This window comes from Moorella sp. E306M, assembly GCF_006538385.1.
GTDB lineage: Bacteria > Bacillota > DSM-521 > Neomoorellales > Neomoorellaceae > Neomoorella.
In genome coordinates this window covers 959,826-984,859 of sequence record NZ_BJKO01000001.1, presented here as the reverse complement: position 1 = coordinate 984,859, position 25,034 = coordinate 959,826, and the positions used below count along the sequence as shown (strand labels likewise).

Annotated in this window: 22 protein-coding genes; 20 read left to right on the top strand and 2 right to left on the bottom strand. The window is 56.0% G+C overall.

The genetic code is table 11. The features are described 5' to 3' along the window. The first annotated feature begins 5 nt into the window (after positions 1–5). The 13 genes from FLZ89_RS05235 to FLZ89_RS05175 all read left to right on the top strand — a co-directional run bounded on the left by FLZ89_RS05235 (position 6) and on the right by FLZ89_RS05175 (position 14,020). Complete coding sequence (locus FLZ89_RS05235) at positions 6–731, top strand: ComF family protein (RefSeq protein WP_141304563.1); 726 nt, start codon at positions 6–8, stop codon at positions 729–731. A gap of 277 nt (positions 732–1,008) precedes the next feature. Beyond that, the gene (locus FLZ89_RS05230) at positions 1,009–1,206 is read left to right on the top strand and encodes a cold shock domain-containing protein (RefSeq protein WP_054936189.1); all 198 of its coding nucleotides are present in this window, start codon (positions 1,009–1,011) and stop codon (positions 1,204–1,206) included. Between the two features lie 117 nt (positions 1,207–1,323). Beyond that, positions 1,324–1,848 carry a ribosome hibernation-promoting factor, HPF/YfiA family gene (gene hpf, locus FLZ89_RS05225; protein ID WP_141263792.1) on the top strand — a complete coding sequence of 175 codons (525 nt, stop codon included), beginning with the start codon at positions 1,324–1,326 and terminating at the stop codon, positions 1,846–1,848. Between the two features lie 153 nt (positions 1,849–2,001). Then, a complete protein-coding gene (locus FLZ89_RS05220; RefSeq protein ID WP_141263793.1) occupies positions 2,002–2,691 on the top strand; it encodes a hypothetical protein in 690 nt (229 codons plus the stop codon). A gap of 128 nt (positions 2,692–2,819) precedes the next feature. After that, positions 2,820–5,507 (top strand): preprotein translocase subunit SecA, encoded by a 2,688-nt coding sequence (secA, locus tag FLZ89_RS05215; protein WP_172613681.1) that lies wholly within the window; start codon positions 2,820–2,822, stop codon positions 5,505–5,507. A gap of 307 nt (positions 5,508–5,814) precedes the next feature. Continuing rightward, positions 5,815–6,922 (top strand): peptide chain release factor 2 gene (gene prfB / locus FLZ89_RS05210; protein ID WP_141263795.1). Its coding sequence is split into 2 segments (ribosomal slippage): positions 5,815–5,883 and positions 5,885–6,922, totalling 1,107 coding nucleotides; the frame shifts between segments, so codons are not numbered across the junction. A gap of 151 nt (positions 6,923–7,073) precedes the next feature. Next, the gene (locus FLZ89_RS05205; RefSeq protein WP_141304561.1) at positions 7,074–8,465 is read left to right on the top strand and encodes a radical SAM protein; all 1,392 of its coding nucleotides are present in this window, start codon (positions 7,074–7,076) and stop codon (positions 8,463–8,465) included. Between the two features lie 42 nt (positions 8,466–8,507). Next, positions 8,508–9,179, top strand: a complete 672-nt coding sequence (locus FLZ89_RS05200; RefSeq protein WP_141304560.1) for a hypothetical protein — start codon at positions 8,508–8,510, stop codon at positions 9,177–9,179. Positions 9,180–9,238: 59 nt separating this feature from the next. Then, on the top strand, positions 9,239–10,903 hold the full coding sequence (locus tag FLZ89_RS05195; protein WP_141263798.1) for an ABC1 kinase family protein: 1,665 nt from the start codon (positions 9,239–9,241) through the stop codon (positions 10,901–10,903). 52 nt (positions 10,904–10,955) lie between these two features. Next, positions 10,956–11,207 carry a 4Fe-4S dicluster domain-containing protein gene (locus tag FLZ89_RS05190; protein WP_141263799.1) on the top strand — a complete coding sequence of 84 codons (252 nt, stop codon included), beginning with the start codon at positions 10,956–10,958 and terminating at the stop codon, positions 11,205–11,207. An 89-nt stretch (positions 11,208–11,296) separates the two neighbouring features. Next, positions 11,297–12,145: a YitT family protein gene (locus FLZ89_RS05185; RefSeq protein WP_373995601.1), complete on the top strand. Its 849-nt coding sequence runs from the start codon at positions 11,297–11,299 to the stop codon at positions 12,143–12,145. An 86-nt stretch (positions 12,146–12,231) separates the two neighbouring features. After that, positions 12,232–13,047, top strand: coding sequence for a transketolase (locus tag FLZ89_RS05180; RefSeq protein ID WP_141304558.1), 816 nt, complete (start codon positions 12,232–12,234; stop codon positions 13,045–13,047). 22 nt (positions 13,048–13,069) lie between these two features. After that, positions 13,070–14,020 carry a transketolase family protein gene (locus tag FLZ89_RS05175; protein WP_141304557.1) on the top strand — a complete coding sequence of 317 codons (951 nt, stop codon included), beginning with the start codon at positions 13,070–13,072 and terminating at the stop codon, positions 14,018–14,020. A gap of 203 nt (positions 14,021–14,223) precedes the next feature. Here FLZ89_RS05175 and FLZ89_RS05170 read toward each other — a convergent pair whose 3' ends face one another. Both FLZ89_RS05170 and FLZ89_RS05165 read right to left on the bottom strand, forming a co-directional pair. Continuing rightward, the gene (locus FLZ89_RS05170; RefSeq protein WP_141263803.1) at positions 14,224–15,651 is read right to left on the bottom strand and encodes a sigma-54 interaction domain-containing protein; all 1,428 of its coding nucleotides are present in this window, start codon (positions 15,649–15,651) and stop codon (positions 14,224–14,226) included. Positions 15,652–15,769: 118 nt separating this feature from the next. Beyond that, entirely contained in the window at positions 15,770–16,027 is a 258-nt protein-coding gene (locus tag FLZ89_RS05165) for a TIGR04076 family protein (RefSeq protein ID WP_141263804.1), read from the bottom strand. 276 nt (positions 16,028–16,303) lie between these two features. Here FLZ89_RS05165 and FLZ89_RS05160 point away from each other — a divergent pair, with 276 nt between their 5' ends. The 7 genes from FLZ89_RS05160 to FLZ89_RS05125 all read left to right on the top strand — a co-directional run bounded on the left by FLZ89_RS05160 (position 16,304) and on the right by FLZ89_RS05125 (position 24,914). Further along, positions 16,304–17,875, top strand: a complete 1,572-nt coding sequence (locus FLZ89_RS05160; RefSeq protein ID WP_141263805.1) for an acyl CoA:acetate/3-ketoacid CoA transferase — start codon at positions 16,304–16,306, stop codon at positions 17,873–17,875. A 7-nt stretch (positions 17,876–17,882) separates the two neighbouring features. Next, on the top strand, positions 17,883–19,022 hold the full coding sequence (locus FLZ89_RS05155; protein ID WP_253256411.1) for an acyl-CoA dehydrogenase family protein: 1,140 nt from the start codon (positions 17,883–17,885) through the stop codon (positions 19,020–19,022). 46 nt (positions 19,023–19,068) lie between these two features. After that, positions 19,069–20,205 carry an acyl-CoA dehydrogenase family protein gene (locus FLZ89_RS05150; RefSeq protein WP_141304556.1) on the top strand — a complete coding sequence of 379 codons (1,137 nt, stop codon included), beginning with the start codon at positions 19,069–19,071 and terminating at the stop codon, positions 20,203–20,205. Between the two features lie 29 nt (positions 20,206–20,234). Then, positions 20,235–21,011: an electron transfer flavoprotein subunit beta/FixA family protein gene (locus FLZ89_RS05145; RefSeq protein ID WP_141263807.1), complete on the top strand. Its 777-nt coding sequence runs from the start codon at positions 20,235–20,237 to the stop codon at positions 21,009–21,011. Position 21,012: 1 nt separating this feature from the next. After that, positions 21,013–21,933, top strand: coding sequence for an electron transfer flavoprotein subunit alpha/FixB family protein (locus FLZ89_RS05140; RefSeq protein ID WP_172613451.1), 921 nt, complete (start codon positions 21,013–21,015; stop codon positions 21,931–21,933). A 23-nt stretch (positions 21,934–21,956) separates the two neighbouring features. Next, a complete protein-coding gene (locus FLZ89_RS05135; RefSeq protein WP_141304554.1) occupies positions 21,957–23,249 on the top strand; it encodes an FAD-dependent oxidoreductase in 1,293 nt (430 codons plus the stop codon). Between the two features lie 420 nt (positions 23,250–23,669). Further along, positions 23,670–24,914: a CynX/NimT family MFS transporter gene (locus tag FLZ89_RS05125; protein WP_141304553.1), complete on the top strand. Its 1,245-nt coding sequence runs from the start codon at positions 23,670–23,672 to the stop codon at positions 24,912–24,914. The last annotated feature ends 120 nt before the right edge of the window (positions 24,915–25,034 follow it).

Sequence of the window (25,034 nt, the reverse complement as noted above, 5' to 3'; positions counted from 1 at the left end):
GTCTTATGCTTTTCTCCTGGCTCTTTCCCCGGTCTAAATCCTGCGTCTGGTGCGGCCGGCCGGCCCCCGGGGGATGCTTTTGTACCGCCTGCCGGCAGCAGCTCCTGGCCTGGCGGCAGCACTACCGTCCCTGCCTTTACTGCGGCCGCCTCCTGCCGTTGGGAAAGGAGACGACCTGTCGCCAGTGCCGGGAGGAATTGCCCCCCTTCCAGAGGGCCCGGGCTGCGGGCCCTTACCAGGGGTTATTGAAAGAAATGATCTGGGCCTTCAAGTACCAGGGTCGCCGCTCCCTGGCCAACCCCCTGGGACGCCTTTTAGCCGGGGTAGTTGTCAGGGAACTGGGGTCGGGACGTCCTGACCTGGTAATTCCGGTCCCCCTCACCGGTGCCCGCCTGCGGATGCGGGCTTTTAACCAGGCTGAGCTCCTGGCTTTGGCCCTGGGGCAGGAGCTGGGCCTGCCGGTTGACGGGGATGTAATGTCCAGGATCAGGGAAACGGCGCCCCAGGTCAACCTTTCCCGGAGGTCCAGGTGGCAGAATTTAGCCGGCGCTTTCCAGGTAACAGCACCGCGTAAAATAACAGGCCGCCGTTTGCTCCTGGTGGATGATGTCCTGACCACCGGGGCAACGGCCAGCGCCTGTACCCATGCCCTGCTGGCTGCCGGAGCCGACGGTGTGGCTGTAGTTACCCTGGCTACGGGGATCGAAAATCTTCCCTGCTTTTCAGCATAGATAGTCATAGCGAATGCTTATATCGACAAAATTTTAGGCCTTCCACATTTCCTTCCACAGTTCCAGGGCAGAGATTGCAACTTATTAACAGAGTTATCCACTTTATCCACAGGTTTAGGGATTAAAAAACAAGCTTACGAAAGTAGGTTTCGACAACCAAAATATGGCAAATTCTTTTGAGAATGATTTGACAGCCAACTATAACCATGTTAAGATGGAATTGCTTGAGGGTGCTCCCGGCCTCAAGGGAGAATATTTTAGGAGGAATGCTGATATAATGCTCGGCAAGGTTAAATGGTTTAGCCCGGAGAAAGGTTACGGTTTTATTGAGAAGGAAGACGGCAAGGACGTCTTCGTACATTTCTCCGCCATCCAGGGTGAAGGTTTTAAGACCCTCGCTGAGGGGCAGGCGGTGGAATTTGATATTGTCGAAGGACCCCGCGGTCCCCAGGCAGCCAATGTGATTAAACTGTAGCCTACCAGGCCCCGGCTTGTGCCGGGGCCTTGCTGGTATTTTAAGGGCAGGAGGCAGGAATTTGCCTTCCTGTGAGGAATAATATCTATACGGACCAGAAAGGAGTGCTTGTGAAGGATGAAGATTGTCATCCGCGGCAAAAACTTTCCGGTAACCGACGCCTTAAAACAGTATATCGAAAAAAGGTTGGGCAAAATTCAGCGGTACCTGGAAGGAGTGGATGAGGTCCAGGTTAATCTATCAGTGAATCGGGACTCCCATGTTGTGGAAGTAACTATTCCCCTCAATGGCTACCTGCTGCGGGGGGAAGAGGCTACCGGTGACATGTACGGGTCTGTTGACCTGGTAGTAGAAAAGCTGGAAAAGCAAATTGAAAAATATAAAACCAAACTGGCCAGGAAGCTGAAGAACGGCACCATAAAGGAGCTACCGGCCGAAAATCCAGAAGAAGTCACTCCCGAGCCGAAATTAATCAGGACCAAGCGCTTTCCCATCAAACCCATGCCGGTGGAAGAAGCCATCCTGCAGATGAACTTGTTGGGACATAATTTCTTTGTATTTTCCAATGCGGAAACGGAAGAGGTTAACGTCCTTTACCGCCGCCGGGATGGTAACTACGGTTTAATTGAGCCGGAATATTGATACAATAACAAAAGAAATCTGGTGATTTTGGGAGATATTGGTCGCAAATTAACAATATCTCTCTTTTTTGTCCGTACTTTTCCCTTTTTTAGCAGGGAATTTTATCCCGCCCGCGAATTATAGATCCGGAAACTAGAGAAATAGGTGAGGGATTTGGCGGAGGCGAAGCAGGCACCGGGGGTTGCCGCTTATGAAAGGGTAATCTGCCAGATAAAGGATGTCCTGGGGGCGCGGCTGGTAACAGCTCCAGATGGGACTATCAGTGAAATACATATCATGACCGCTAGCAACCGTAATCCCAAACAAATTGTCCGCGACGTAGAATCGGCCCTTCTTATTCAGCTGGGAGTTACCGTCGACCATAAAAAGATCAGTGTAGTCCAGGTAGAGGGACGGGAGTTAACGGGAGAGGTGGCTGAAGATAAGGCCCCTTACCGAGCAACATGTATACCCCTGCGCGTTGTGAGCATAAATCTCTTTACCCGGGGACTGGAAGCCGAGGCAACAGTTGAACTGGAAGCCGGCCTTGGTGGTGCTATCTACCAGGGGTATGCCTGCGGGCCCAATACGCCGGCGCGCCATCTCTGGCTGGTGGCAGATGCTACCCTGAATGCCATTGAAAAGTCGAGCTGCGGCATGTGGCATCTGGCCCTGGAAGATCTACTGCTGGTGGAAGTAGCCCATCGCCGGGCCGTCGTGTGCGTTACTGTTTTAGTTAGCCAGGCAGGATATGAATACCTGGCCGGTGTGGCCCTGGTTAAAGAGGATGACCGCCAGGCTGCCGCTGAGGCTATCTTGAAGGCCCTTAAGTGCCGCTCCTGTGGATACAGGCCGGCAGGGTAAAAATTCCGAAGGCGAGGCCAAACCTTAATTGCTCCTGGGCCCGATTCATGTTACAATATAGACGATAAGGTTTATCCTTTATGGAAAGGAACCGTTATGGTTCCTTTTGTATTGAGGTGACGAAATTAATGCTGGGAATATTGCGTAATCTGCTTGATGATAATGCCCGGGAGATAAAAAAATTAAGCCGTCAGGTCGAGGTTATCAACGCCCTGGAGCCGGAAATACAGGCCCTTGCGGACAACGACCTCCAGGCCAAAACGGCCGAGTTTCGCCGCCGGCTGGACAACGGCGCCAGCCTGGATGAACTGCTGCCGGAGGCCTTTGCCGTGGTCAGGGAAACCTCAAGGCGGGTCCTGGGCCAGCGTCACTTTGATGTCCAGCTCATGGGTGGAATTGTCCTCCACCAGGGTCGCATTGCCGAAATGAAGACCGGAGAAGGAAAAACCCTGGTGGCCACCCTGCCCGCCTACCTCAACGCCCTCACCGGACGTGGGGTGCATATTGTCACCGTCAACGACTACCTGGCCCGGCGGGACAGCGAGTGGATGGGCCGTATTTACCGCTTCCTGGGGCTGAAGGTAGGCCTGATTGTCCACGGTCTGGACGCGGCCGCCAGGCGGGAAGCCTATGCCGCCGATATAACCTACGGCACCAACAACGAGTTCGGTTTTGACTACCTGCGGGACAATATGGCCCTGCATCCTGAGGAGATGGTCCAGCGGGAGCTGAATTATGCCATTGTCGACGAGGTGGACAGCATTTTAATCGACGAGGCCCGTACGCCCCTCATTATTTCCGGCATGGCCGAAAAGCCCACGGAAATGTATTATACCGTGGCCAGGATTATTCCCCGCTTAAGGCCGGGGATAGATTATACAGTGGATGAAAAGGCCAAAGTAGCCACCCTGACGGAAGCCGGGGTGGCCAGGGTGGAAGAAATGCTGGGGGTGGACAACCTCTACGACGATGCCAATATCGAGCTTTCCCACCACGTCAACCAGGCCCTCAAAGCCCACACCTTGATGAAAAGGGATCGGGATTACGTGGTCAAGGACGGCCAGGTTATTATCGTCGATGAATTTACCGGGCGCCTCATGTTCGGCCGGCGCTACAGCGAAGGCCTGCACCAGGCCATTGAAGCCAAGGAAGGCGTCAAGATTGAACGGGAGTCCCAGACCCTGGCGACCATCACCTTCCAGAACTACTTCCGGATGTACCGTAAACTTGCCGGCATGACGGGTACGGCAGCCACGGAGGAAGAAGAGTTCCGGAAGATTTACAACCTGGATGTGGTGGTGATTCCCACCAATAAGCCTATGATCCGCAAGGATTACCCTGATGTCGTCTACCGGACGGAAAAGGGTAAATTCGAGGCGGTAGTAAACGAGATCTGCGAGCGGCATGCTAAAGGGCAGCCTGTGCTGGTGGGTACCATTTCTATTGAAAAATCAGAACGCCTGAGCGAGATGCTAAAAAAGCGGGGCATACCACACCAGGTACTGAACGCCAAGTACCATGAAAAGGAAGCCGAGATTATTGCCCAGGCCGGCCGGCTGGGCGCGGTGACCATTGCCACCAACATGGCCGGCCGCGGTACCGATATCATCCTGGGAGGCAACCCGGAGGCCCTGGCCAAAGAAAGGATGCGGAAGGCTGGTTTTAACCCAGAACTGATTGCCGCGGCAACCGGGTTTAAAGTGGAAGGAGAAGACCCGGAGGTAGAGGCGGCCCGCCGGGCCTACCAGGAGTTCCTGGCCCAGGCCCAAAAGGAGACAGAAGCCGAACGGGAAAAAGTAGTGGCCCTGGGAGGTCTCCACATTATCGGCACCGAGCGCCATGAAAGCCGGCGCATTGACAACCAGCTGCGCGGCCGCGCCGGCCGCCAGGGCGATCCCGGCTCCAGCCGCTTTTACGTCTCCCTGGAAGACGACTTGATGCGCCTCTTCGGCTCCGATAGTTTAACGGGGATTCTCGACCGCCTGGGGATGGATGACACGACACCCATCGATCACCCGCTGGTGTCCCGCTCCCTGGAGCAGGCCCAGAAAAAGGTGGAGGCCCATAACTTTGACATCCGCAAGCACGTCCTGGAATATGACGACGTCATCAATAAGCAGCGGGAGATTATTTACCGCCAGCGGCGGGAAGTTTTAACCGGCGCGGACCTGCGCCCAACTATTGAAGACATGATTAACACCGTCGTAGACCGGACCGTCGACCGCTTTGCCGGCGAGAGCAAGTACCCCGAAGAGTGGGACCTGGCCGGCATGCTGGACTACGCCGAACAGCTCTTTTTACCCAACTGCAACCGCGAGGCGCTAATCCAGGCCATCCGGGAAATGGAAAAGGAAGAAGTCTACGGGTTCTTAAGGGAAAAGGCGATGGAGGCCTACCGGCAGCGGGAAGCAGAACTGGGTCCGGAAAATTTGCGCACCATTGAGCGCCTGGTTCTCTTGCGGGTAGTGGACATCAAGTGGATGGATCACCTGGACGCCATGGACCAGCTGCGCCACGGCATCGGTCTCAGGGCCTACGGCCAGCAGGACCCCCTGGTAGCCTACAAGTTTGAGGCCTACCAGATGTTTAACGACATGATTGCCTCCATCCAGGAAGACGTCGTCCGCTATCTCTACCGGGTCAAGGTTGTCCAGCCGGAGACCGAACGGCCCCGTCACGTGGTAGAAAACCGTTATGCCGGAGAAGAAACTGGCCCGCGGCAGCCGGTGCGCCGGGAGCAAAAGATCGGCCGCAACGACCCCTGCCCCTGCGGCAGCGGCAAAAAATACAAAAAGTGCTGCGGGGCAGGGAAGTGAGGGGCTGGCTTTATTTTCGCTCGCTCCGTGGCCCTTGTGGAGCGCCCAGCACTCAACTTGTTTGTAATAGGTGTCTCTTCGCTAACAAAACCTTTGCGAGTTGAGTGCTGGGTCAGCCTTCGGCTCGGGCGGGGTTCCCGGCCTATTCGGCATCCTTGCCTTTAGAATCCGGCCGAAGGCCTCGCTGTCCTCGGCCCCGCCCTCGCTCTCCGGCACAGCCTGCGGCCGCTTTGCCACTCGGTTTAAGCTCGCTCGCTCCAAATTAAAGCCTTCCCGTCAAAAAATAGTTTTCTAGAGGTGATCAGCCATGCTACAGGACTATAAAGGCCGCCTGGAGGATTTAGCCCGGCGGCTGGAAGAATTGAGGGTTTCCCTTTGACCTGGAAGCAGCAGCGGCAGAAATAGAGCGCCTGGAAAAAGAGATGCTTAAACCCGGCTTCTGGGAAGACCGGGGACGGGCCGAGGCTGTGGGCAAACGCCTCAACTACCTTAAAGAGAAACTGGCCCGGTACCAGGAACTGGAGAGGAAATACACCGACGTCCGTGAACTCTGGCAGCTGGCCCTGGCCGAAGAAGATACTTCCATGGAGGAAGAGATCGCCAAAGAACTGGCGGCCGTGGAAAGCCAGGTAGAAAAAGAGCTCCTGGCCACCCTTTTGAACGGCCGCTATGACAGCCACAATGCCATCCTCTCCCTGCATCCCGGTGCCGGGGGCACGGAATCCCAGGACTGGGCCGCCATGCTCCTCAGGATGTACAACCGCTGGGCCGAAGATCATGGCTACCAGGTGGAACTCCTGGATTACCTGGAAGGGGAGGAGGCGGGGATTAAAAGCGCCACCATCCTCGTCAAGGGCGAGAATGCCTATGGCTATCTCCAGGCCGAGAAGGGCGTCCACCGCCTGGTGCGTATTTCTCCCTTTGACGCCGCCGGTCGCCGGCATACTTCCTTTGCCTCCGTCGACGTTATCCCCGAGGTGACGGCCGATGAGGAAGTGGTCATTAATCCCGACGATTTAAAGATCGATACCTTTCGCTCCCAGGGTGCCGGTGGCCAGCACGTCAACAAGACGGATTCGGCGGTGCGCATTACCCACCTGCCCACGGGCATAGTCGTTACCTGCCAGAACGAGCGTTCTCAGCACGCCAACCGCCTTGCAGCCATGAAAATCCTCCAGGCCAAGCTGGCGGCCCTGAAACGCCAGGAGCAGGAGGAGGAGCTGGCCCGGATCCGGGGTGAGCAGCGGGAGATAGCCTGGGGGAACCAGATTCGTTCCTACGTCTTTCACCCCTACAGCCTGGTCAAGGATCACCGTACCGAGGTGGAAACAGGCAACATCCAGGCCGTCATGGATGGCCAGCTTGACCCCTTTATCCACGCCTATTTACATTGGCAGCGGCGCCAGAATGGCTAAAAGCCCGGCTTCTAAAGCCGGGCTTTTACCTTGACATGGCGGGCGGTTTAGTGTACGATGAAATTGGGTCATTTGGGTCTTTTGGGTATAATATTTGGGTTTCTGGGCATTGCTAAAGGAAACTATACCAGGAAAGGAGAGGGGTTAAGTAATGGTCGCTGTGCGTGCCAACCTGGACCTGGCCAAAAGGTACGTGGCCGAAAAAGTTTTACGGGAAGCCTTCGGTTACATGGAAAAAAATCCAGAAGAGAATTTCCCCCGCCTCTTACATGTGGCCCGGATGCTGGCCCGGAAAGAGGTACATAAGCAGCAGATCGCCAAAGTCCTGGAGGCTTACCGGCAAAACCCCAGCATCCACGCCTATGTGAACCGCCTTTTTAACCTGCACCCCAATGTCAAGCAGCGCCTTATTTACAACTGGTTTGTCAACGCCATGCTCCTGGGTATCCCTCGCCAGCAACAGGTGGAAAAGGAGACGGGAGTACATATCCCCAATTTTTTCCTTCTGGACCCCACCAGCGACTGCAACCTGCGCTGCCACGGCTGCTGGGCCGGGGAGTATGCCCACCATGACAGCCTGGAACTGGACCTGGTGGACCGCCTCTGCCGGGAGGCCAAAGAAGTGGGCATCTACTGGCTGGCCATGTCCGGGGGCGAACCCTTCCGCTGGCCCCACCTCTTTGAACTGGCAGAAAGGCACCCGGATATGGCCTTCATGCTCTACACCAACGGTACGTTGATTGATGACGCCGTTGCCGACCGCCTGGTGGAAGTGGGCAACATTACGCCGGCCATCAGCCTGGAAGGGTGGCGGGAACGCACCGACGCCCGCCGGGGTAGAGGCGTCTTTGACCGGGTCATGAAGGCCATGGACGCTTTAAGGGAACGTGGGCTGGTTTTCGGCGTTTCCCTTACCATTACCCGGGAAAACGTCGAGGAAGTGACCAGCGATGCCTTTATTGATTTCCTGCTGGAGAAGGGTGTTGTTTACGGCTGGAGTTTCCACTACATTCCCATCGGCCGGGAACCCAATCCTGAGCTCATGATCACTCCCGAGCAGCGGGCCTACCTGGTGGAGCGCGTGGCCTATATCCGCAACCACAAAGGCCTGCAGCTGGCCGATTTCTGGAATGACGGCGAACTGACCCTGGGTTGCATCGCCGGCGGCCGCCGCTACTTCCATATTACCGCCAGCGGGGATGTAGAACCCTGCGCCTTCATTCACTTCTCCCTGGATAATATCAAAGAAAAAAGTTTAATGGAGGTGCTCCAGTCGCCCCTCTTCCGGGCCTACCAGCAGCGCCAGCCCTTCAGCGATAATTTATTGCGTCCCTGCCCCTTAATCGACGTTCCCGGAGCCTTAAGGGAGATCATTGCCGCCACAGGAGCCAGACCTACCCACCCGGGGGCGGAAACGGCCTTAAGCGGACCCATTGGCGCCTACCTGGATACCAATGCCGCTCGCTGGGCCGCAGTTGCCGATAGAATCTGGCAGGAACGCCATCCAGTGGAAGCAGAAAAAGAATTGACAGCCGGGAAATAAAAGGATATGCTGGGGGTAGCAAGTTATGGGAGAGGGACGCCTATGCTTACCAGACGACGATCCCAGTTCCTGGAGAGAATAAGGGAAATCTACCAGGAAACAGGGGAGCCAGTTCATTATATTACCGTAGCTAAAGCTTTGCGGGTCAGCAAGTGGACAGCCTACGATGTCTTGCTGGAGCTGGAGAAGGAAGGTTTCCTGGAACGGCAGTATGTCGTCAACAGTAACGAAAAAACGCCGGGCCGCTCCATGATTATGTTTGTTCCGACCCCCCTGGCCGAAAGTCATGCTACTTTTGCCCTCGACTGGCAGGAGGCCCGCTCCAGGTTGCTGGAAACCTTAAGCAACCTCTTACCCAGGGAGGCCGGTCGGGTGGCGCGGGAACTGTTAGATGAGATGCCCGGCAAGGCCCATCCGGTAATTACCAGCGCCTACACCCTGACTATCCTGCTGGTGTATTTAAAATCCCTGGGGGAAAAGGCCCTGCAGCTGGTGCGCAGTGCCCTCAAAAAAGCGCCGCGACCGGAGGCCGGGCTGCTCCTGGCGACGGGTACGGGATGGGGCCTGGCCGCCAATATGCTGCCCCAGGGTAACCTGGCCGGACAGCTGGCTGCTTATTTAAGCCGCCTCCAGGAGCAGATCGAAAATTTAACCGGCGGCGAGCACAAACTGCTGCTGGATTTTCTTCATGAAGCCCTGGAACGGGCCAGTTAAAAGACAAAGCCCGGTGCTGTATCAGCCCGGGCTTTTAAACTAAATGGAGGCTTAAGCCTATGTCCCTGCGGCGCCGCTATATTCACCTGCACCGTTACCGCCAGGTAGTGAATGTCCTGGCCCGCTATGGTTTTGGCTATCTCCTTGACCAGCTGGGGCTGGGCGAGCTAATCTTAAGGCGACCGCGGCGGGAAGCCCCCATATCTCCGGGAGCGCGCCTGCGCCTGGCCCTGGCCGAACTGGGTCCTACCTTTATCAAGCTGGGGCAAATTTTGAGCACCCGTCCCGACCTTTTGCCACCGGATATCATTGCCGAGCTGGCCCGCCTCCAGGACCGGGTGCCGCCTTTTCCCTTCGCCGAAGTTAAACAGATGGTAGAAAAGGAGCTGGGCCAGCCCCTGGAACAGCTCTTTCACGAATTTGATCCCGAGCCCCTGGCGGCCGCCTCCATTGGCCAGGTGCACCGGGCCACCCTGCCCGGGGGCGACCAGGTCATCGTCAAGGTCCAGCGGCCGGGTATAGCAGAAAAGGTGCGGGTGGACCTGGAAATTCTCTTTGACCTGGCCCGCCTGGCCCAGCGCCATACGGCTTACGGCCAGATCTATGACTTCACCCGGATGGTAGAAGAATTTGCCCGATCCATGGAGGGAGAACTCGATTATACCCGGGAAGGCCGCCATGCCGATCGCCTGCGGGAAAACCTGGCCGGCAACGCCCAGGTCTATATTCCGGCCGTTTACTGGGATTATACCACTGTGCGGGTGCTTACCCAGGAATATGTAGAGGCGGTAAAACTAAACGATCTGGAAGAAATCGACCGGCGGGGTTATGACCGCCGGCGGATAGCCATCAATCTGGCCCGGGCCATTTACCAGCAAATCTTTGTGGATGGTTTTTTCCACGGCGATCCCCACCCGGGGAACCTGGCGGTACTGCCGGGGGAAGTGATTGTCTTCATGGATTTTGGCCTGATGGGGGTTTTAAGCGAGGAGCGCCAGGAGCAGTTTGTCAACCTGATGCTGGGCATCATCCGCCGGCGCAGCCAGGATGTCCTGCGGACCCTTCTGGCCATGGGCGTGGTGCCGGACGGGGTGGATAGGGCTGCCTTGAAGCATGACATTGAAACCCTACGCGATCGCTATTACCACCTCGCTTTAAGCCAGATCAGCCTGGGCCGGGCTGTTGAAGAGCTGCTCAAGCTGGCCTTCAAATATCGTTTACGCCTGCCGCCGGAACTAACTATGCTGGCCAAGACCCTCATTACCCTGGAAGGCCTGGGTCGGGAGTTGGACCCCACCCTGGAACTGGCCGAGCTGGCCGAGCCCTATGGCCGGGAACTCTTACGTCGGCGCTTCAGCGCCGGGGCCCTCTGGCAGGCCCTGGTTGATAACCTGTCTTTGACCTGGGAGATTTTGCAGCACCTGCCCCGCCAGCTCCAGCATATTGTGGAAATGCTGGAAAGGGGAGAATTAACCCTTAAAATTGAACTCCTCAATTTACGCTCCCTGGTGCGGCAGATTGACCGGATTATTAATAAACTAACCATGAGCGTAGTCCTCCTGGCCTTTAGCATCATCATGGCCAGCCTGATTATCAGTACGGCCCTGGGAGCGCCGGGGAATAGCCTCTTCTTCCGCCTGCCCACCCTGGAGATCGGTTTTGGCGCTGCCGGTTTAATGCTTTTGTGGCTGCTGGCGGCCATGTGGCGGGGTGGCCGTGATTGAATAATGTCTTCTGTAAAGGCGAACAATGGAGGTAAAAAGCGGGGGGATGGCCATGCCTTACAGAATAACCAATGCCTGCATTGCCTGCGGTGACTGCACGGTTGTTTGCCCCCGGCAGGCAATTGTAGAGGACGGCAGTACCCATGGTAACAGCGGCAGCAATTCCCAGGAGAGAGATGCCGACGGGGTTATGACCGGTTCCCCTGGAAATCCGGCCGCTTTTTTCCGGATAACGGCTGACTGTGATCTTTGCGGCTGCTGCCGGGAAGTTTGCCCGGCCGGGGCCATTATCTGGCAGGATTAGGCAGCGGGAGTATGGAGCAGACTAAATTGCTGTTGCCGGGCAGGAAAATGGCCTTTTCTGACGAAAAGTAATAACGTTCCAGGGGGTAAGTGGTTTTGCGGCGCAAGGAATGGCTTGACTACCTGGGCATTACAACCGGTACCTTGATTACCGCCCTGGGACTGGTGCTTTTCCTGGTTCCCAATAAAATTGCCGCCGGCGGCGTCAGCGGTCTGGCCACAGTTCTCCATTATGTCTTCGGCTGGCCGGTGGGCCTGACCATGCTGGTCCTCAATATTCCCCTTTTCCTGGCAGGTCTTAAGGTTTTGGGTTGGAACTTCGGCCTCAAGACCCTCTACGGTACCATTATGCTTTCCGTATTTACCGACGCCCTGGCCCTGTGGCTCCATGCGCCTACGGCCAATGCCCTGCTGGCCTCTATTTACGGCGGCCTCATGAGCGGTGTGGGGCTGGGGGTTGTTTTCCGCTCCGGCGGGAGCACCGGTGGTACCGACCTGGCGGCTCTTCTTTTTGGCCATTTTCTCCATATAAGCTCGGGGGTGGGCTTGCTCCTGGTTGATGCCCTGGTAATCAGCCTGGCGGGCCTCACCTTTAATGTAGAACTGGCCCTGTATGCCTTCCTGGCCCTGATTTTAACCAGCCGGGCCATTGATGCCATCCAGGAGGGCGGCGGCTATGCCAAGGCAGCGATTATTATTTCCGATCATGCCGAAACTATAGCCCGGCAGGTAATGGAAGAGCTGGACCGCGGCGTAACCGGCCTGGCTGGCCGCGGCCTTTATACGGGCAAGGAACGGGAAGTTTTACTGGTGGTGGTGCAGCGGTCCGAGGTCAGCCGTCTGAAAAGCCTGGTGGCGGCCGTTGACCCGGAGGCTTTTGTCATAGTCAGCAATGTCCATGAAGTTCTGGGCGAAGGTTTTCGCCAGTGGCGCAGGTAACGGCGCCGGGAGGGGCCCCTCATGGACGGATAGCGTTCCCCCTTAAGCTTACCCCATCTCAACTTACGCAGGAGGTATGATAACCCTTGCTTAATGATTACCAGGAATTAACAACCACAGCGCGACGGTTGCGGCGGCATATTATCAGGATGATTGGTGCGGCTGGCTCCGGCCACCCCGGCGGGTCCCTGTCGGCGGTGGAGATCATGACAGCCCTTTATTTTAAAATCATGCGCCTGGACCCGGCCCGCCCGGACTGGCCGGAGCGGGACCGGTTTGTCCTTTCCAAAGGCCATGCCGCCCCGGTTCTTTACGCCGCCCTGGCGGAAAGGGGCTTTTTCCCGCTTGAAAAGATCACCACCCTGCGCCAGCTGGGCAGCCCCCTGCAGGGCCACCCGGACCGTAAGGCCCTACCGGGAGTGGAGGTTTCCACCGGCTCCCTGGGCCACGGTCTGGCGGTAGCCAACGGCATGGCCCTGGCCGGCCGCCTGGACGGACGGGATTACCACGTCTATGTCCTCCTGGGCGACGGCGAGCTGGAGGAAGGCATGGTCTGGGAAGGGGCCATGGCCGCCGCCCACTATCGTCTGGACAACCTGACGGCCATTGTCGACCACAATCATCTCCAGATTGACGGCCGGGTAGAAGACGTCATGTCGCCGGAGCCGGTGGCCGATAAATTCCGCGCCTTTGGCTGGGAAGCAAAGACCATTGACGGCCACGATTTCAGCCAGATCCTGGCCGCTTTTGAATGGGCGCGGGAAGTGAAGGGCAAACCGGCGGTAATTATCGCCGAAACCATCAAGGGTAAAGGGGTCAGCTTCATGGAAAACGAAGCCGGGTGGCATGGTAAAGCCCCCAAGCCCGAAGAAGTAGAAAAAGCCCTGGCCGAGCTGGCCTAAAATTTAGCGGAGGAAGATATATATGACCAAGATTGCAACGCGGGAAGCCTACGGCAAGGCCCTGGTGGAGCTGGGACGGCAGAACGAACAGGTGGTAGTTTTGGATGCCGACTTATCCAAGTCCACCATGACGGCTTATTTCGCCAAAGAATTTCCCCAGCGCTTTTTCAATATGGGCATTGCCGAGCAGAGCCTCATGGGCACGGCCGCCGGCCTGGCCTTGAGCGGCAAGATCCCCTTCGCCAGCACCTTTGCCGTCTTTGCCGCCGGCCGGGCCTACGACCAGGTGCGGAACGGCATCGCCTATCCCAAAGTAAATGTTAAGATCGCCGCCACCCACGCCGGCCTCACCGTAGGCGAAGACGGGGCCTCCCACCAGGCCATCGAAGACATCGCCCTCATGCGGGCCGTACCCAACATGACGGTCATCGTCCCGGCCGACGGCGAGGAAACCAGGCAGGCCGTCTTTGCGGCCGCCGCCCACCAGGGGCCGGTATACCTGCGCCTTGGCCGCCCGGCAATACCGGTTATTTATAACGCGGATTATCAATTCCAGATCGGCCGCGCTCATACCCTGCGACAGGGGAAGGATGCGGCCATCATCGCCTGCGGCGTCATGGTCCATGAGGCCTTGAAGGCGGCGGAAGAACTGGCGGCAGCGGGTCTGGAAGTCATGGTCGTCAACATGAGCACCATCAAACCCCTGGACCGGGAGGCTGTCCTGGCGGCGGCGGCCACCGGGGCGGTGGTGACAGCCGAAGAACACACCGTCATCGGCGGTCTGGGGAGCGCCGTGGCCGAGGTCCTGGCCACGGAAAAACCCGTTCCCCTGGCCATGGTCGGCATCCGCGACACTTTCGGCGAGTCCGGCAAGCCGGACGAGCTGCTGGCAAAGTATGGCCTTACGGCACGAGACATCGCGGCGGCTGTGAAAAGGTTGAAGGGAAGCGCATCGACATTAAACCGCCCCTGAGGAGGCGGTTTTTACTTTTTGCGCGGGGGCAAAGCGCCCCCCTGGATACCAGGGTAGAGTTGGCGGTCAGTCAAAGTAATATTGATAATTTGGAAAATATAAGGTATAGGGGCTGGCTTGAGCGGTGAATAATATGAATGCAACGAGGTCTGTTCTTCGTTTGATCGACATGCCGTATACTTTTTCCGGTACTACCAATATACCTATTGTGTCTTCTTCTCCTTGTACGCTTTAAGCTTGCGGTACAGGACGGTCCGGTATATACCCAGCCTTTCTGCGGCCTTACTTATCTTACCACCGCATTCTTGGAGTACGTATTCGATATACTGTTCTTCAACCTTTTGCAGGACCTCTCTGAGCGTTCCTTCCAACCCCAGGAGCTTGAAAATCCTGTAGGATGCCAGAGCGGGGGATTCGCCGTGGTAATCGGGACGGGGGGTGGTAACGCCTTCGATAGAGGAGTTGATAACCATGCGCTCGATAACATTGCGCAGCTCGCGAACGTTGCCCGGCCAATCGTGGCTCAGGAGGGACTGCAGTCCCTGATAGTCCAACTCACAATCCGCTCCGTATCGGCTGTTAAACTCTTCGAGAAAAGTAAAGGACAGGGCGACAATATCCTCGGGTCTTTCACGTAGAGGGGGCAGGTGAATGGGAAACACGCTCAACCGATAGTAGAGGTCGCTTCTGAACTCACCATTGCGTACCATATCCTCTAGGTTTCTGTTAGTAGCGGCGATTACCCGGACGTTTACACTCCGCACCTGGTTACCCCCAACCCTTCGGACCTCACCGGTTTCGAGGACCCGTAAGAGCTTTCCCTGCAGTCCTATGGGCAGTTCACCGACCTCATCGAGGAACAGGGTGCCTTTATCGGCGCATTCAAACAGCCCTGCTTTACCTTCGGGCTTGGCGCCGGTAAAGGCGCCCTTTTCATATCCGAAGAGCTCGGATTCCACCAGGTGTTCCGGTAAAGCGGCGCAGTTAACGGTGATAAAAGCCTCATTGGCCCGCTTGCTGTGACGATGGATGTATCTTGCCAGTACCTCCTTACCGGTGCCGGTTTCTCCGGTTAAAAGGACGATGGTATCGGTCTGAGCAACCCGATAAGCCTTGAGCAGGACCTGCCGCATGACCGGGCTTTCGGCGATTACCGTCAGGGGCTCTTTTGGCCCATGCGGCAGGCTCATTACGTCCTGCACCTGTCTGGCCCTTTCGCCCGGCTTCTTGCCGAACTTGTCGTCCAAATCAAGGAACTTGCCCGTGGTAAGAATAAGCTTGACTTCGTTGTTTTCGTCCAGGATAGGCGTGCTGGTGCTGAGAAAGGTTAAGTTCAGGCGGGTTCGGACCAGGCCGCTCACGGGGGCCTTCTTTTGAACGGCTTCGAGGGCGTAAGAACGATTATAAATTCCCTTATCCACCAGTTCACGGACATTCGCGCCGATCAACTGGTCTAGAGACATGCCCAATGTCAGGGCGGTAGTTGAGTTGGAGAGCAGTACGGTGCCCGATGGGTCGATAATGAATATCGGGTCCGGCAGTCCTTCGAATACGGCCCGTAGACTGGATTTATTAAGCTCGATGTGATGACCGTCTTTAGAATCCGAACCGAGTAATTCAGGTAATACCATGATGTACCTCTACCACCCCTAAACCGGCCCATCGCCTTATCTCTTGATCCGGGAGTTCGACGTCTGGTTCGAACGGGTTTCCCGTATGGCTGTCAGCCGATGCATTAATCCTCCCGCATTAGCCCTCCCGGCGGAGACTAAAAACTACAGTGGTATTAGGATCGGGACATCCCCATTGCGTGGGTTCACCTTCTTTGGCCCAATAAAAATTACCGTTGTTAAGGAGCACCATGGCTGCAGGGAGGAGAGCGCCAAGGGCCCATGGGCAGAGTTCTGGAGCTCTTTCACGGGTGAAAATAAATTTCTCCCCGACTTTGTGCCCGGCCGAACAATTCCCACCGCGTACCTCTATGATCTCCGCAATCACCTTACTCATGCCGTTTTACCTCCCCCATAAATGTATTGTTATACCCAACACAATAGTATGGGAATATCGCTCTTTCATAGCAACTCCATCGGCATGGTACCGCTCCAAGTACAGTATAGCACATAATAGACGACAACCCAACACCTATTATGTACCTCAAGAGGTACATAATTGCGGAGCGAAGGAGGCATCCGATGAATAATAGTGTTCTCTTTCACGGTCTGGCATGATTTTTGAATAAACATGTTCTGCGCAACACAAAACGGACCAAAGGAGGGTTCCTAATTGAGTAAAATCAGAACCGCTGACGAGGTGGCTGCTCTAATTCCGGATGGGGCGACAGTAGCAGCTGCCGCTTTTGGATTGGCGGGCTGGCCGGAGGAGGTTGCCCGAGCTATTGAAAAGCGTTACCTTGCTACCGGGCATCCTCGTGACCTAACCCTGGTACACGGCTCGGCCGTGGGCGACTGGAGAGAGAAAGGCACTACCCGCTTAGGCCACGAAGGGTTGGTGAAGAGGTGGATCGGGGCGATCATAGGTTCATCGCCCAACATGTGCAGGTTAGTGGAAGAAAACAAGATCGAAGCCTATAACCTGCCTCAAGGGGTGATCATCCATCTCTGGCGTGAAATAGCCGCCAAGCGGCCCGGGGTCATCACCAAGGTCGGTCTGGGGACCTTTGTAGACCCACGAGTGGACGGCGCAAGAATGAACTCCAAAACTACGGAAGACATAGTGAAGGTCGTCGAGTTTGAAGGGGAGGAGTACCTCTTTTATAAGAGTTTTCCCATCAACGTAGCCTTAATACGGGGAACAGTGGCAGACGAAAACGGCAACCTGACCATGGACAAGGAAGGGATTCTGGTTGAAGGGTTGCCATTGGCTCAAGCAACTAAGAACAGCGGCGGTATAGTGATCGCTCAAGTAGAACACGTTGCTAAGGCTGGAACCCTCCACCCCAAACAGGTAAAGGTACCAGGTATCCTGGTCGACTATATCGTGGTCTGCACTAATCAGGAGTATCACTATCAGACCGAGGGCACCTATTACAACCCTGCCTTTGCAGGGGAAATAAAGGTTCCCCTGCAGGCGATACCGCCCCTGCCCTTGGACGAGCGCAAGATTGTTGCGCGCCGCGCCGCCATGGAGCTCATCCCGGGCGCGGTGGTAAACCTGGGCGTGGGCATGCCTTCCGATGTGGCCGCAGTGGTGGCCGAGGAGGAAGCCGTTGACTTGATTACCTTGACTACTGAGGCAGGGAGCATAGGAGGCGTTCCCGCCAGCCTGCCCCATTTCGGGCACGCCTACAACGCCGAAGCAACCCTTGAGCATCATGCCCAGTTTGATTTCTACGATGGCGGCGGCATTGACGTGGCTTTCCTGGGCCAGGCCCAGGTAGACGCCGAGGGCAATGTCAATGTCAGCAAGTTCGGCAAGAGGGTCATGGGTTGTGGTGGCTTTATCAATATCAGCCAGAATTCCAAGAAGGTGATCTTTTGCGGTACTTTTACCGCTGGTGGCCTGAAAGTGGGGATTAAAGACGGCCAACTGATTGTCGAGCAGGAAGGGAAGGCAAGGAAGTTTGTTTCTCATGTCGACCAGATAACCTTTAGCGGCAAATATGCGCGCAAAACCAAGCAGTATGTCCTTTATATTACTGAGCGTGCCGTATTCAAGTTGGAAGATGAAGGCCTTACCCTTATCGAGATCGCTCCAAACGTCGACCTGGAGAAAGACATTCTATCTAAGATGGAGTTTACCCCACGCATTGCGCCGAATTTGAAGAGCATGCCACAGGAGATATTCCTGCCCGAGTGGGGTAAGCTGCGCAGTATACTTGAGGCTAAAAAGAGGTAGGTGAACTATGATGATGGATTTCCTCTTGACCCCGGAACAGCAGAAATATCAGGAGTTAGCCCGTAAGTTTACCCGGGAATATATACTTCCCGTTGCCGACGAGTACGACCGTAAGGGAGAGTTCCCCTGGCCGATCGTAAAGGCGGTTAAGGAAATAGGGCTTAACTGCATGACGGCTCCGAAGGATTATGGTGGGCCGGGACTGGATTCTGTAACCATATCGGTTGTTATGGAAGAATTTGCTTACGGCTGTGGCGGTATCGCGACTACCCTGGGTGGAAACGGGTTGAGCTCATATCCGGTGCTCATAGCCGGTACCGAAGAGCAGAAGAAGCTCTTTTTTGGCATCCTGGTGCCAGGAGGCCTGGGTGCATTTGCCCTTACCGAACCCGGCGCTGGTTCCGATGCAGGCGCTGTTTCTACTGTAGCCAGGAAGGTTGGGGACGAATACGTAATCAACGGTACCAAATGTTTCATTACCACCGGTGCCATGGCTGACGTGTTCATCGTTTTTGCGTCTACCAACCCCTCTCTCAAACATAGGGGTTTGAGCGCATTCATTGTCGAGCGGGACCGGGAAGGTATCGCCATAGGCCACGAGGAGCATAAGATGGGCATTCGCTCCTCCAACACGGTGGAAGTACGGTTTAAAGACACGCGCGTACCGGCAAGCCACCTTCTCGGCAAAGAGGGTGACGGCTTCAAGATCGCCATGCAGACTCTGGACATGGCCAGGCCCATCGTCGGGTCCATTGCCGTGGGCATAGCCCGTGCCGCTTTGGAAGAATGCATCAATTATGTCAAGACCAGAACCGACGGCGGTAAGCCCCTGGCGGCAGACCAGGCGATCCAGTTCCGCCTTGCGGATATGGCCATCAAGGTGGAGACGGCAAGGCTGATGGTGCGCAGGGCCCTGGTCCTCAAGGAGGCAGGCCTGCCGTACTCTAAGGAGTCGGCTATGGCCAAGACCCTGGCGGGTGACGTGGCCATGGAAGTCACGGCAGAAGCCGTAGAGATTATGGGATGCTTGGGCTACAGCAAAGATTCCAGGGTCGAGAAGCTGATGCGTGACGCCAAGATTACCCAGATCTATGAGGGCACTAACCAGGTGCAGAGGATAGTTATCGCCAACCACCTGCTCAGATAGTGTGTACTGGCCGGGCAGGGCTTGAAGGCCAAAGGAGGTAGTAAACGTGCGATACCCGCTAAGTGAAGAGCACATCCTCATCCAACAGAATGCCAAAGAGTTTGCCGAAAGGTACGTGGAAGCCGAAGCACAGGCCATCGACCGGGATGGGACGCATCCCCGGGAGCTGGTAAAGAAGATGGCCGAGCATGATTTCTTTGGGCTTCCGTTCACCCAGGAGTACGGCGGGGCGGAGGCGGGGTTCCTCAGCTTCGTTCTAGCCGTGGAGCAGATTTCGAGGGCTAGCGCGTCTGTAGGCGCCATCCTCGTCAATCATAGCGTTGCGACCTACGCCATATTTCGCTGGGGAACAGCCGGACAGAAAGAATCGTTTCTTCCGGCCATGTGCAGTGGGGAAAAACTTGGTGCCTTCGCCCTCTACGAGTCCGGTGCTGCTCCGGGCTGCGGTGAGCGCCGGTTGACGGCGCGCAAGACTGCGGACGGCTTTGTTCTAGAGGGAACAAAGTACTTCGTAGCCAACGGTGGAGTGGCCGACTACTACGTGGTTGTAGCCCAGACCTTATCCGAGAAGGGCCCCGCAGGCATGAGCGCTTTTGTTGTGGACGGGAAAGCACCCGGTTTGCGGGTCGTCCGGCAGGTGGAAACCATGGGCTTGAAAGGATGCCAAACGGCAGAGATCGCCTTTGAGGGCGTTATGGTAACACCAGACCGGCTCCTCGGACCAGAGAACGGGGCTGCGGAGATGGTCAAGGAAATCCTTGCCATCAAGAGAATTGCGGCAGGGGCTCAGGCAGCCGGTATCATGGAAGCCGCCCTATCTGAGTCGGTTAAGTACACCGGGCAGCGCGTCCAGTTCGGGCAGCCCATCGGCAGGTTCCCGGCCATCCAGAAGATGATAGCCGATATGGCGACAAACCTGAATTTGGTGCGGCTGGCCGTGTACAGCACCGCCGAACTGGTGGACAAGGGCGAGCCTTTTGAGGCGGAGGCAGCAATGGTGCATATGCTCGCCGCCAAAGTGGGTCAGGCCGCCAGCATCGATGCCATTCAGGTCCACGGTGGGTACGGTTACAGCCAGGAACTTCCGGTAGAGAGGTTTTTCCGGGATGTCAAAGGGGTGTTAATTTCAGACACCCTTATGGAACAGCCGGAGCGTATCGTGGCCGGAAGCGTCATGATTTAAGGTAAAGTCGTTATTTTGGAGGGAATAACATGGCCAATGTTATTGTCTGTTACAAGTGGGTAATCGATGAGAAAGATATTCGCATGAACCCGGATCGCAGTGTCGATACCAGCAGAGCTCAGCGCAAGATCAGTGAATATGACAAGAACGCTATAGAGGCGGGTATAAGAGCGGCGGCCAAACTTGGAGCCAGTCCGGTGGGCTTGACCTTTGGGGGGACCGAAGCCAAGCAGTCCTTGAAGGATGCTCTGTCTCGGGGCCTTGAGGCCGTGTACTGGATCGGTCACCCGGCAGCTGGTACGGCCGACGGGCTGTTGACGGCCAGAGTCCTGGCGGCTGCCGCTGAAAAAATTGGCGACTACAGCTTGATCGTGTGCGGTGAGGGCGCGAGCGATACTTACGCCCGTCAGGTCGGTCCGCGCCTGGGCGCGTTGCTGGACTTGCCGGTGGTTACGGCGGTGTGCGATATGGAGATAGACGGCGAACAATTGATAGCAACGCGCAAGCTTGAGGATTGCATAGAAAAGGTAAAGGTTAGCCTGCCGGCAGTGATAAGCGTTCTACCCGAGATCAACGAAGCTCCGGTTCCCACCTTAAAAGCGGTCCTGGCTGCCGGCAAAAAGCCATCCCAGGAGTTTACACTCCAAAGCCTGGGCCTGAAAGAGGAGGAACTACAGCCAGGGACGAGCGTGACCGGTGTACTTGCCTACGTAATGGACCGCAAGAACGTCATCTTGAAAGATGGAGACGTTGCAACCAGGGTTAAGGAATTTGTTACCTACCTCAAGAAGGAAGGGGTTATCTAACATGGCGGGAACCTTTGTGGTTTATTCCGATAAGACTGCGATAGCAATTGAGCTTATAGGATTCTGCCGCGGTTCGGGTAAGAGAGCTGTAGCTCTGGCCTTCGATGCGGCTGCGGCGCAGGAATACGCTGCCCGGGGTGCCGAAAGGGTGCTATTGATCGAATGCGGGCAAAACCTTCCGGAAGCTTACGCGAAGGCGGTAGCCGGCGTTCTTGAACGGGAAGGGGCTGAAGGCTTTATTGTAGGCAGCACTGTCAGGGGTCGGGAGATGGCGGCTAGAGTGGCCGGCTACCTCGAATGGCCCCTCGTCAGTGATGTCTCGAAGTTGGTGTGCGAGGAAAAGGAGCTGGTAACCGAACGACCTGCCTATGGTGGAGCCGTGGTGCAGCAGGAGAGAGTTAAGTTACCGGCTGTCGTCACCGTACCTGCTGGCAAATTTGAGCCGGCAGCTACCTCCGGAGCAGGCGCGGAAGTGGTAACCCTTGAAGCGCAGCCGGATGAGCGGACCGTTCTTCTAGAGCGCGCATCGGTGGAAAAACAGGGCGCCGACCTCGGTAGTGCGGAAAAGATTGTGTGCGCTGGCATGGGGTTCGCAAAGAAGGAAGACCTGAAGCTGGCTTTTGACCTGGCAGCAGTTATCGGTGCGGAAGTCGGTTGCTCCAGGAGTGTAGCCGAAGAGCGCAATTGGCTGCCGACGGACGTATACATCGGCATTTCCGGGGCAACGGTGAAACCGCGTTTGTATCTGTCCATAGGCGTGTCCGGCCAGGTTCAGCACGTCGTGGGTATCCGCGACTCCCGTGTCATTGCTGCCATCGACCTTAACGAAAACGCACCGATATTTAAGGCTGCAGACTACGGTATCGTCGGTGATCTGTATGAAGTAGTTCCTGCTCTGATTGAAGCACTTAAGAATTGCTGAAATCGTGTAGGGGAGAGATTGTATTGAGCAGTGCTGAAAAATTTGATGCCATAGTCGTAGGCGCAGGACCGGCAGGCAGTGCCTGCGCTTACGTTCTGGCCCGTGAGGGCAAGGCGGTACTCCTGGTGGAGCGTGGGGATGCGGCCGGCGCCAAGAACGTTAGTGGCGGCAGGCTGTATGGTCACGCACTGAAGGAGTTGGGAGAAGAATTTGATGTAACTGGTGGGGTGGAGCGTAAGGTAACCCGCGAAGAGATTATGGTCATGTCAGGTGACCGCTCCGTAAACCTATCCTACCAGGATCCTTCATTCAATCGTGAAGGAGCTTCTCATCCAAATTCGTACACTGTCCTGCGGGCCACCCTCGATGGTTGGATGGCCTCTAAAGCGGAAGAGGCAGGAGCTATTCTGGCTTGTGGTATTAGAGTGGACGACGTGCTCGAGGAAAACGGCCGGGTAGTGGGCGTCAGGGCCGGAGAGGACGAGGTTTACGCAGACGTAGTTGTGGCAGCGGATGGGGTCAATTCTCTTCTGGCCCAGAAGGCTGGGCTAATTGATGAGATCCCCCCCCACAACGTTGCGGTAGGGGTCAAAGAGGTAATTGCGCTACCGCCGAACGTTATAAAAGAGCGTTTTCGGGTCTGCGAGGATGAGGGAGCTGCCCTGTTGATCCTCGGCTGTACCGGAGGGGCTAAGGGAGGAGCCTTCCTTTATACCAACAGGGAAAGCGTATCATTAGGGTGCGTAGCTTCCCCCGAAGATGTGGCCCGCAAGGGTAAGCCCGTCCACCGGCTGCTGCAGGAGCTCAAAATGCACCCTGCCGTATATCCGCTTATCGAAGGCGGCGAGACGGTTGAGTACTCTGCTCACCTGGTTAGCGAAGCCGGCATCCGCGGGGTTCCCGGTAAACTTTCTCGCACCGGCATGCTGCTGATAGGAGACAGCGCCGGTTTCGTCATCAACCTCGGTTACACTATCAGGGGCATGGACCTGGCCATATTGAGCGGTATTGCCGCTGCCAGGGCGGTTCTATCTGAGGCCGAGCCGGCCAGAGTGGGCGATGCTTATGTCTCGGAGTTAGAGAAGCTAAAGGTCCTGCCGGCCATGAGGGCCGTGCGAGGCTACGTGGACCTGCTTGACATACCGCGCCTGTATGAACGATACCCGCAGATGGCGGTAGAGCTTTTTATGCGCTTGTTCGCAGTAGACGGTGAAGTGCCTCCGCGCTTGCTGGAGGTGGTTAAAGGTACCCTCCGTACGGCTAACCTGAGCTTATGGCAACTTCTAAAGGATGTCTACAGGGGGATCAGGATCTGATGTCTATTCGTGCCATGGATACTCCTGAACTGCTAAGCATAAACAAGTTTAACGTGGATGAAAAAGAGCCTCACATAAGGCTTGATAAGTCCAAGTGCAGGACGTGTCAGGATAAGCCTTGCCTGGTGGTATGTCCTGCAGGCCTCTATCGGCTAGAGCAAGAGGGGGAGGTAAGCTTCGATCACGCAGGCTGCCTTGAGTGCGGTACGTGCCGGGTCATGTGCAAAAATAAGGGGATCGCGAGCTGGAACTACCCCAGGGCTACTTTCGGGGTACAGTATAGATTTGGTTAATGCCTTATATTTCAAAGTTAGCTTGAGGAGGTGAAGGTCCCGGCCTAAGATTTATCCAAGATGGCAGTAGGTAGGCAGCGTGATATCTAAGGACTTTAATTAAGAAAGGGAGGGGCAGACGAATAACATGAGTGAAAACAGGAAGTTTTACGGGTGGACTCTTGTAGCAGTGCTGTGGGTTATCTATCTTCTAAACATGGGGTTCCCCCTGTACGGCGGCTCCATCATTAACAGCTATATGCTGCAGGAGATCCAGATGAGCAGGGGCACTTATGGTTTTGCTTTTACACTTCTTAATATCTTTGTCGGCGTTCCTGCCTTTATTGTCGCGGCGTGTGTAAGCGCCATCGGCGCCCGTTATACCTTTATGGTAGGTTCTGCACTTATCCTATTAGGCGGCTTATCTATGTCTTTCCTGGTCAAGCAGCCCTGGCATTATCTGATAGCTTTCGGTGGTATTATAGGAGCAGGAATAGGTTTCAGCACCATAATGCCCATTACCACCTGTATAACCAGCTGGTTCAAGCGCTATCGTGGCCGGGCCATGGGCATCGCCATGACAGCGTCCGGGTTTGGCGGTTTTATTGCTTCCCCTCTGGTCAACAGGTTCATTGCGGCCACCGGCGGCAACTGGAGGACTGCCTGGCTGTTCATCGCAGGAATAGCCGTGGTAGCGGGCCTGATAGCTTACCTTTTGGTACGGGAGCGGCCTGAGGATATGGGGCAGGTTCCGGACGGAATGATCGAAGATTCATCCACTGTGAAATCCGGCCTGCACACCACCTACCAATGGAAACCCGAAGAAGCCTACAGAACGGCTTCCTACTGGCTCATTGTCGTGGCGGCTTTAGGCACCTTCTATCCTTTCTTTTTCATGACCGCCCACTGGGTTCTTCATCTCAAAGGCCTGGGGATTTCGCCCGCCAGCGCTGCCTGGGCCATGGGATTGTTCACCCTTGCCAGCATCGGCGGCAGGCTTCTCGGTGGAGTTCTGGTAGACTACTTGCCGGCCCGGTACGTCTTTATCATCGGCACCTGCTCTACTCTGGTGGGTTCCTATATAGCCATAGGTGCCTCCCAGCTACCTTTGGCAATAGCAGCGGCGATCCTCCTGGGTGTAGGTTTTGGGTGGAATTACGTTACTCAATCCACCATGATCGGCAATTACTTCGGTCCGGCGGCATTCCCAAAGCTTAACGGAACCCTCCTGACCATAAGCCACATTATCGCCGTATGGTCCGGGTTAATAGCCGGCAATCTCTACGATGCATACAAGAGTTACACACCGGCCTTTACCATCCACATACTGATCAGTCTGCTGGCGATCGTAGCAATTTTCTTTGCTAAGCCCCCCGCGAAGACTAACGCTTAGTAGTGACTTGCAACTATGACCGGGCGTGGGACCGTATGTCCTCCGTCCGGTTTTACTTGGCCAAGTTAGTGAAGGAGTTCGCAAAACCTCTAAGATAGTAATTATACATGTAATTTCTAA

What these genes read in the sequence shown, in the direction of transcription:
- FLZ89_RS05235 (WP_141304563.1), top strand. Translation starts at nt 6, where the DNA reads ATGCTTTTCTCCTGGCTCTTTCCCCGGTCTAAATCCTGCGTCTGGTGC.
- FLZ89_RS05230 (WP_054936189.1), top strand. Translation starts at nt 1,009, where the DNA reads ATGCTCGGCAAGGTTAAATGGTTTAGCCCGGAGAAAGGTTACGGTTTT.
- hpf (WP_141263792.1), top strand. Translation starts at nt 1,324, where the DNA reads ATGAAGATTGTCATCCGCGGCAAAAACTTTCCGGTAACCGACGCCTTA.
- secA (WP_172613681.1), top strand. Translation starts at nt 2,820, where the DNA reads ATGCTGGGAATATTGCGTAATCTGCTTGATGATAATGCCCGGGAGATA.
- FLZ89_RS05205 (WP_141304561.1), top strand. Translation starts at nt 7,074, where the DNA reads ATGGTCGCTGTGCGTGCCAACCTGGACCTGGCCAAAAGGTACGTGGCC.
- FLZ89_RS05200 (WP_141304560.1), top strand. Translation starts at nt 8,508, where the DNA reads ATGCTTACCAGACGACGATCCCAGTTCCTGGAGAGAATAAGGGAAATC.
- FLZ89_RS05195 (WP_141263798.1), top strand. Translation starts at nt 9,239, where the DNA reads ATGTCCCTGCGGCGCCGCTATATTCACCTGCACCGTTACCGCCAGGTA.
- FLZ89_RS05190 (WP_141263799.1), top strand. Translation starts at nt 10,956, where the DNA reads ATGCCTTACAGAATAACCAATGCCTGCATTGCCTGCGGTGACTGCACG.
- FLZ89_RS05175 (WP_141304557.1), top strand. Translation starts at nt 13,070, where the DNA reads ATGACCAAGATTGCAACGCGGGAAGCCTACGGCAAGGCCCTGGTGGAG.
- FLZ89_RS05170 (WP_141263803.1), bottom strand. Translation starts at nt 15,651, where the DNA reads ATGGTATTACCTGAATTACTCGGTTCGGATTCTAAAGACGGTCATCAC.
- FLZ89_RS05165 (WP_141263804.1), bottom strand. Translation starts at nt 16,027, where the DNA reads ATGAGTAAGGTGATTGCGGAGATCATAGAGGTACGCGGTGGGAATTGT.
- FLZ89_RS05155 (WP_253256411.1), top strand. Translation starts at nt 17,883, where the DNA reads ATGATGATGGATTTCCTCTTGACCCCGGAACAGCAGAAATATCAGGAG.
- FLZ89_RS05145 (WP_141263807.1), top strand. Translation starts at nt 20,235, where the DNA reads ATGGCCAATGTTATTGTCTGTTACAAGTGGGTAATCGATGAGAAAGAT.
- FLZ89_RS05140 (WP_172613451.1), top strand. Translation starts at nt 21,013, where the DNA reads ATGGCGGGAACCTTTGTGGTTTATTCCGATAAGACTGCGATAGCAATT.
- FLZ89_RS05125 (WP_141304553.1), top strand. Translation starts at nt 23,670, where the DNA reads ATGAGTGAAAACAGGAAGTTTTACGGGTGGACTCTTGTAGCAGTGCTG.